This is a genomic window from Pseudoalteromonas sp. SS15 (assembly GCF_049257195.1).
In the GTDB taxonomy this organism is placed as follows: domain Bacteria; phylum Pseudomonadota; class Gammaproteobacteria; order Enterobacterales; family Alteromonadaceae; genus Pseudoalteromonas.
The window spans coordinates 60,116-66,411 of record NZ_JBMMUD010000013.1; the positions used below are offsets into that span (position 1 = coordinate 60,116).

Annotated in this window: 6 protein-coding genes and 4 tRNA genes; 9 read left to right on the forward strand and 1 reads right to left on the reverse strand. The window is 43.6% G+C overall.

The features are described 5' to 3' along the window. Positions 1-112 precede the first annotated feature (112 nt). Positions 113-724 carry a DUF2057 domain-containing protein gene (locus tag AAEU28_RS19830; RefSeq protein WP_421965649.1) on the forward strand — a complete coding sequence of 204 codons (612 nt, stop codon included), beginning with the start codon at positions 113-115 and terminating at the stop codon, positions 722-724. A gap of 89 nt (positions 725-813) precedes the next feature. Here AAEU28_RS19830 and AAEU28_RS19835 read toward each other — a convergent pair whose 3' ends face one another. Next, entirely contained in the window at positions 814-2,658 is a 1,845-nt protein-coding gene (locus AAEU28_RS19835; protein ID WP_421965650.1) for a M1 family metallopeptidase, read from the reverse strand. Between the two features lie 130 nt (positions 2,659-2,788). On the opposite strand from AAEU28_RS19835, the gene murB reads away from it, so the two are divergent. The 8 genes from murB to AAEU28_RS19875 all read left to right on the forward strand — a co-directional run. Next, on the forward strand, positions 2,789-3,799 hold the full coding sequence (gene murB / locus AAEU28_RS19840; protein WP_421965651.1) for a UDP-N-acetylmuramate dehydrogenase: 1,011 nt from the start codon (positions 2,789-2,791) through the stop codon (positions 3,797-3,799). Then, a complete protein-coding gene (birA, locus tag AAEU28_RS19845; protein ID WP_421965652.1) occupies positions 3,796-4,797 on the forward strand; it encodes a bifunctional biotin--[acetyl-CoA-carboxylase] ligase/biotin operon repressor BirA in 1,002 nt (333 codons plus the stop codon). The genes murB and birA overlap by 4 nt, the downstream gene beginning before the upstream one ends. After that, positions 4,794-5,498 carry a type III pantothenate kinase gene (locus AAEU28_RS19850; RefSeq protein ID WP_421965653.1) on the forward strand — a complete coding sequence of 235 codons (705 nt, stop codon included), beginning with the start codon at positions 4,794-4,796 and terminating at the stop codon, positions 5,496-5,498. The genes birA and AAEU28_RS19850 overlap by 4 nt, the downstream gene beginning before the upstream one ends. A gap of 121 nt (positions 5,499-5,619) precedes the next feature. Next, positions 5,620-5,695, forward strand: a tRNA-Thr gene (locus AAEU28_RS19855). A 47-nt stretch (positions 5,696-5,742) separates the two neighbouring features. After that, positions 5,743-5,827 (forward strand) — tRNA-Tyr (locus AAEU28_RS19860). 45 nt (positions 5,828-5,872) lie between these two features. Continuing rightward, a tRNA-Gly gene (locus AAEU28_RS19865) sits at positions 5,873-5,947 on the forward strand. A gap of 12 nt (positions 5,948-5,959) precedes the next feature. Further along, positions 5,960-6,035: transfer RNA gene (locus tag AAEU28_RS19870), tRNA-Thr, on the forward strand. 138 nt (positions 6,036-6,173) lie between these two features. After that, on the forward strand, positions 6,174-6,296 hold a 123-nt coding region (locus AAEU28_RS19875), incomplete at its 3' end, for a GTP-binding protein (RefSeq protein ID WP_249297365.1).

Genomic DNA, 6,296 nt, shown 5'->3' on the forward strand with positions numbered 1-6,296 from the left:
CTATCTATCGGTTTATTAGACTGTTTTAGTATCTATACACTAATGACAAAGAAACTATGAACTGTCAAACTGCAAACGGTTAGATGATAAAAATTCAATGAGGGAGTGTGCAATGAGTCAAACTAAAGGCTTAATTTTAGCGATTTTGTTGGGGAGTTTTAACTTTGCAGTGCAGGCTGCAACACTGAGCTTTCCAGAAGAGCTGATCCCAATCACAGTCAATGGCAAGCAAGTTGAACATTCTTTGTTTAGTAAGAAACTCGACTTTGATTTGCCAATCGGTACTCACAAAGTACAGATAAAATATAGCGACCTATATGAGCTTGATTATGATGAACATCAAACCGTGTCATCAGCGCCTTTTTGGGTTGAAGTGAATATCACGCAAGATGGCCAATATCGTGTTGCTTTTGATAGGGCAAAAGATGCGGATGCTGCCGAGCAGTTTGCTAAATCACCAAGTGTATATGTAATAGCACCGAATAAATCTCAACAAGTGGCTGTCAAAGTTAAACCAAAAGCCGTGACCGCTCCCGCAGTGGTTGCAGCAACTGTTCAAACTGCAGCAACGCCAATGGCGATTACAACACAGATTGCACCTAAGAGTAGAAAACAGATTGAAGGGGTAACGCACCCAAGTGCAGAGCTCATGTTGCACTATTGGTGGCAACAGGCCGATGAAAAGCAGCGAGAGGCGTTTTTGAAAGCGGTTAAAGTGAATTAAACACGATTCAAGTGCATTTGTTAAATTGAGCTATAGAAAGCAAAAAGGGCCGTAGTCAGGCCCTTTTTGTTTATATATTTATACTGTGTTTATTTAAAAATCGCGTCCACAGTACCTTGTGCTAACGGGTGATAACCCGGACGTGCATTGTTATATACCTTTTGTGCCCAATCGCGTTTGCCGTGTTGCACAAGCGACTTATATAAAGGCACGATAAGCTTACGGCGGCCAATGCTAGTAAGGTGTTTATCCAACGCCGGATAAATAGCCTCATAACCATTACCCACTGCCAACATATACCAAGCAAATGCGCGCTCCGCGTTAGTTGAGTTGGTTAGGTTAAATGCTGCATCTAATTTAGCCATTTTGTCTAGGCTCAAATCACGCGGCAGGTTATTTAAGAAGTGCAACCACTCGTGCACTGTCCAAGCGTTTGTTGGTAAATCGGTTAAGCCTTTATCACCTTTTAACCAAGCTGCTGTTGCAGCATCGACTTTATTAAATGCATCGGAAGTTGGGTTTGGCGCATCTGCAGGTAAGCCAGGCTCATAGATCCATTCTTTGGCCTTTTCAAGAGACACGATACCAGGGTGCTTTTCTAGTAGATGCGTATTTAGGTATTCAACAAACTCGGCGGTTGTTAGAGACTTAAACGAATACTTTGCAAAGTAGCCTTTTACAAATTCGTCAAAGCGCGCACGACCGTACTTTTCTTCTAAGTAAATTAAGAATAGCTGACCTTTGATATAGGGTACTTTGCTGAACGCATCATCAGGATCGCGACCATTCAGCTTCAAATTAAGGCGTGTGTCAGGTGCTGGGATATTTTTAAGCTGTGCACGAAGGCCTGCTGCGTCTAGTGCTTGTTCCATTACCGCACGATCGCGGCCAAATACTTCTTCCATAATGCGGTTTTCAACATAAGAGGTGAAACCTTCATTTAGCCATAAGTCTTCCCACGTCGCGTTAGTCACTAGGTTGCCTGACCAAGAATGCGCAAGTTCGTGGGCGATTAGATTAACTAGGCTTTTGTCACCAGCAACAACGGTTGGGGTAATAAATGACAGGCGTGGATTTTCCATACCGCCAAACGGGAAGCTAGGTGGCAGCATCAGTAGGTCGTATCGACCCCATGCATATTCACCGTACATCACGTTGGTTTTGTCGATCATCGCCTGTGTGTCATTAAACTCTGCCACTGAGGCATCAAGAATTTGTGGCTCTGCGAAAATCGCAGTCTGGTGCGACATTTCTTTATATTCAAGGTTACCCGCACCAATCGCAATGAGGTAAGGTGGAATAGCCTGCGGCATATCAAACCAGTAGTCGCCATCTTTGACAAATGCTTCTGAGTTATCTGCACTCATGACAGCACGAACATCTTTTGGTGTTTGAATACGGGCAGTATAGGTTGTACGCATTGCTGGCGTGTCTTGCACTGGGATCCAGCTGCGCGCATGAATTGCTTGTGACTGACTGTACATAAACGGGTGTGTTTTACTGGCAGTTTGTACCGGTGTTAACCATTGTAGACCTGACGCTTGCGGTAAGCTGTTGTAGTAAATACGGGCTTTTTTAGCTTGTTCTTTAAAGTGAATGGTCAGCTTTGCGCCTTTTACGCCATTGCGTTGTGCGAGGGTGAAATCTGCTTTATGCCATTGGCCATTTTTACCTTGGTACATCACCTTATCTATTTCAAGGTCGCGTGTATCTAGAACTAGGGTGCGCGCTGATACGTTTTGCCAATCAAGGGTGTGCTCTACAAAGCCTTCTAGTTGTTTATCTGCAAAATCAACGTCTAGGTCTAAGTGTAGGTGGGTACTCACTACATCTTTTAGGTTTGCATAGGTATGTTCGTCGAACGCCTGTGTTGCCAATGCGCCGTGAGAGAAGCCTGCCAGCATTAAGCTTGCGGCTAAAGCAGTTTTTTTCATTGTTTATCCTTGCACGGATTGAGTAAACGAGCGGCATTTATATCATGCTTAAGGATAAGATCACATAGGTGCGTACAGGCAGAGCATAGGGTAAACTAGCCCGATTACTATATTATTTGTTAGGTTGAACGTGCCATCAGTCCAATCGCTCCATACTTTTGCTTTACCTGCCCACTGTGCAGCGCTCATAACCATTACTCATCCAGATAACCTCACTGAGCTCGACTTTTCTGAGCCTTGCTATGTAATGGGTGAGGGTAGCAATACGGTCTTTATTGAAGACTTTGCTGGCACAGTATTAAAAATTGCAAATAAAGGCATAATAGTGATAGAGCAGCAAGATGTTTGGCATGTTCGTGCTGCCGCAGGTGAGAACTGGCATCAACTGGTTATTCATTTACTCGAACTCGGCGTTTTTGGTTTTGAAAATCTGGCCTTAATCCCGGGGACGGTGGGCGCTGCTCCCGTACAAAACATTGGTGCTTATGGCGTTGAAGTTGGGCAGTTCATTAAATCGGTCAAAGGTTATGATATTGCCAAAGCCCAATTTGTAGAACTAGCGCAAGCTGAGTGTGGTTTTGCTTACCGAGAGTCTGTGTTTAAGCAGGCGTTAAAAGATACGTTTATTATTACCGAAGTGCTGTTTGAGCTACCTAAACAATGGCAGCCTGTACTTAGCTATGGACCCTTACAATCGCTTGATAAAAATACGGTCACTGCACAGCAGGTATTTAACAAGGTGATTGAAATACGACAAAGTAAACTCCCTGATCCGAAAAAGCTAGCCAATGCTGGTAGTTTTTTCAAAAACCCCATTGTGGGAAGCGAACAAGTGCAAACTTTGTTAAAGCAGTATCCTGATATGCCAAATTACCCAGCAGATGCTAAGCATACAAAATTGGCCGCTGGCTGGTTGATTGAACAAGCCGGGCTCAAGGGCTTTGAGTTAGGGGGCATTGCCGTGTATCACAAACAAGCATTAGTACTGGTTAATCAAGGTGCGGGTACAGCCTCAGATCTTAAAGCCATGATCCAACATATCCAACAAAGTGTGTGGCAAAAATTCAATGTACAACTAGAACATGAAGTGCGTGTGATTGCTGCAAATGGCAATGTGCAACTACAAGGTGTGCAAGCATGAGTTATAAAGGACCACAAGGGAACAAGCTGGCTATTTTAAAAGCCCTTAATAAGGGAGAGTTTGTGTCCGGGCAGCATTTAGGTGAAAGCTTAGATATTTCTCGCGCTGCGGTATCGAAACATATTAAGTCGCTACAAGAAATGGGCATCGACATCTTTAAGCTCAGTGGCAAAGGTTACAAACTTAACCATAGTGTTCCTTTGCTTAATGAATCAGCTGTAAATCAGTATTACCAAGCGCTGTCGGGGCAGCAAAAACAGCTTGAAGTGATGCCTATTATTGATTCAACCAATTCAGAATTAATGCGCCGTGTGCAAAATAAATTGCCGATTAATTCAGGGCAAGTGCTGGTCGCTGAAATGCAAGAAGCAGGGCGTGGCCGTCGCGGCCGTACTTGGCAATCTCCATTTGGTGCCAATCTGTATTACAGCTATTACTGGCGCTTAGACGATGGATTGCAAGCAGCGATGGGCGTGTCTATTGCGGTAGGTCTTGCGGTCTATGATGCATTAAAAGCGCTTTATGGCTTAGAAGTGGCGCTGAAGTGGCCCAACGATATTTATCTGAATCATAAAAAGCTAGCCGGCGTATTGGTCGAATTAGATGGTCAGGTTGAAGGGCCATGTCATTTAGTGATAGGTATAGGTATTAATTTACAAATGCCTGAAACGGCATCACAGCAAATCGATCAACCTTGGACAGACATAGCTTCCCACAGTCATGTTCTAGATAAAGATAAACTGGTAGCACATTTAACTTATGCCCTTGATGAAAGATTAGCGCAATATCAGGTGTCAGGTTTAACCGAGATGGTCTCGCAGTGGAATACATTAAACGCATTTGCTGGAGAAGTAGTCTGCCTTTCTACTGGACAAAGGCAATGGCGCGGTATTTGTGAAGGTATCGATGCGCAAGGTGGGATTGTGCTGCGCCAAGATGGTGAAGTGAAAAGCTATTACGGTGGAGAGATTTCATTGCGTAAGGAAATAATAGAATGAGATTGTTAGTCGATGTGGGTAATACCGCATTAAAAGTTGCCAGTGAAGTAAATAGCAACATCACCTTTATTGAAGAAGCCGATATTAATTGGCCTGCGGTTAAAGAAATCGCAATTGCGCAAGTTGGGCCCGATAAGTTGCTTGCAAATATAACGGCTAAAGCAAAGCAATTCAGCATTCCTTTATTACAAGCAAACGTGACAGCGCAGCTAGGTGCCGTTAAATGTGCTTATCCGCAATTTCAAAACCTCGGCATTGACCGTTGGTTGGGGGTGGTTGCTTGTCATTATTTATACCCAAATAAACATTGTGTAGTGGTAGATTCGGGCACGGCAAGTAAAGTCGATGTGGTCACTAAATCTGGTGAGCATCTAGGTGGGTGGATTTTACCCGGTTTAGATATGATGATCGAAAGCTTAGTAAGCAACACGCAAAAGGTATTTTCAGATTCAGAAAGTTTATTCTTACCTGATCTTGGTAGAAACACGCCAAATGCTGTTAAGAATGGTGCCTTGATTGCCACCTTAGGTGCTGTTGAAGCGGGTATCGCACAATTAAAGAGTGATTTTGACGATATTCAGGTGATTTTTGCTGGTGGATATGGCGAGTTATTACAACTTCACTTTAAAAAGCCAAGTGTATATGTCGATGACCTGGTATTAAAAGGGTTGAGAAACTGGTGTGAATTCATACACAAATAGGTGTTTTTTGGCTTTTTTGTTGTAAATGTGAGCATTTGAACAAGAAACTTTGATTTTTTTTCAGATTCTTGTTGCATCGCCCCAAACCTTGCTCTAGAATCCTGCCCCGTACTAAAGCAGTGCCGACTTAGCTCAGTTGGTAGAGCAACTGACTTGTAATCAGTAGGTCATCCGTTCGACTCGGATAGTCGGCACCATTTATTTACCCTCACTATGAGGCGCTTTAGGCAAGAATTTTTGACGTGGAGGGGTTCCCGAGCGGCCAAAGGGATCAGACTGTAAATCTGACGGCTCTGCCTTCGCTGGTTCGAATCCAGCCCCCTCCACCACTTTATTCTTGACGGTTAGAGGTAGTTGAATAACAGGTTCCTAAAGCGGGCATCGTATAATGGCTATTACCTCAGCCTTCCAAGCTGATGATGCGGGTTCGATTCCCGCTGCCCGCTCCAGAGTTCTGGTGTGCTGATATAGCTCAGTCGGTAGAGCGCACCCTTGGTAAGGGTGAGGTCGGCAGTTCAAATCTGCCTATCAGCACCAGTCCAAGAATCTTCCAAAATACTTCCTTTGACTTGTCATAAAAATACTTAATAATTGAAGAATAATTTTAATCTGCATTTTGCGGGTTATTTTTATATGTAATCTAGATACACATAAATCTTACTTATAGGTTCCGTCATGGCAAAAGAAAAGTTTGAACGTTCGAAACCGCACGTAAACGTAGGTACAATCGGCCACGTTGACCACGGTAAAACAACTCTAACTGCAGCAATCACTAACGTACTTGCAAAAGTATACGGT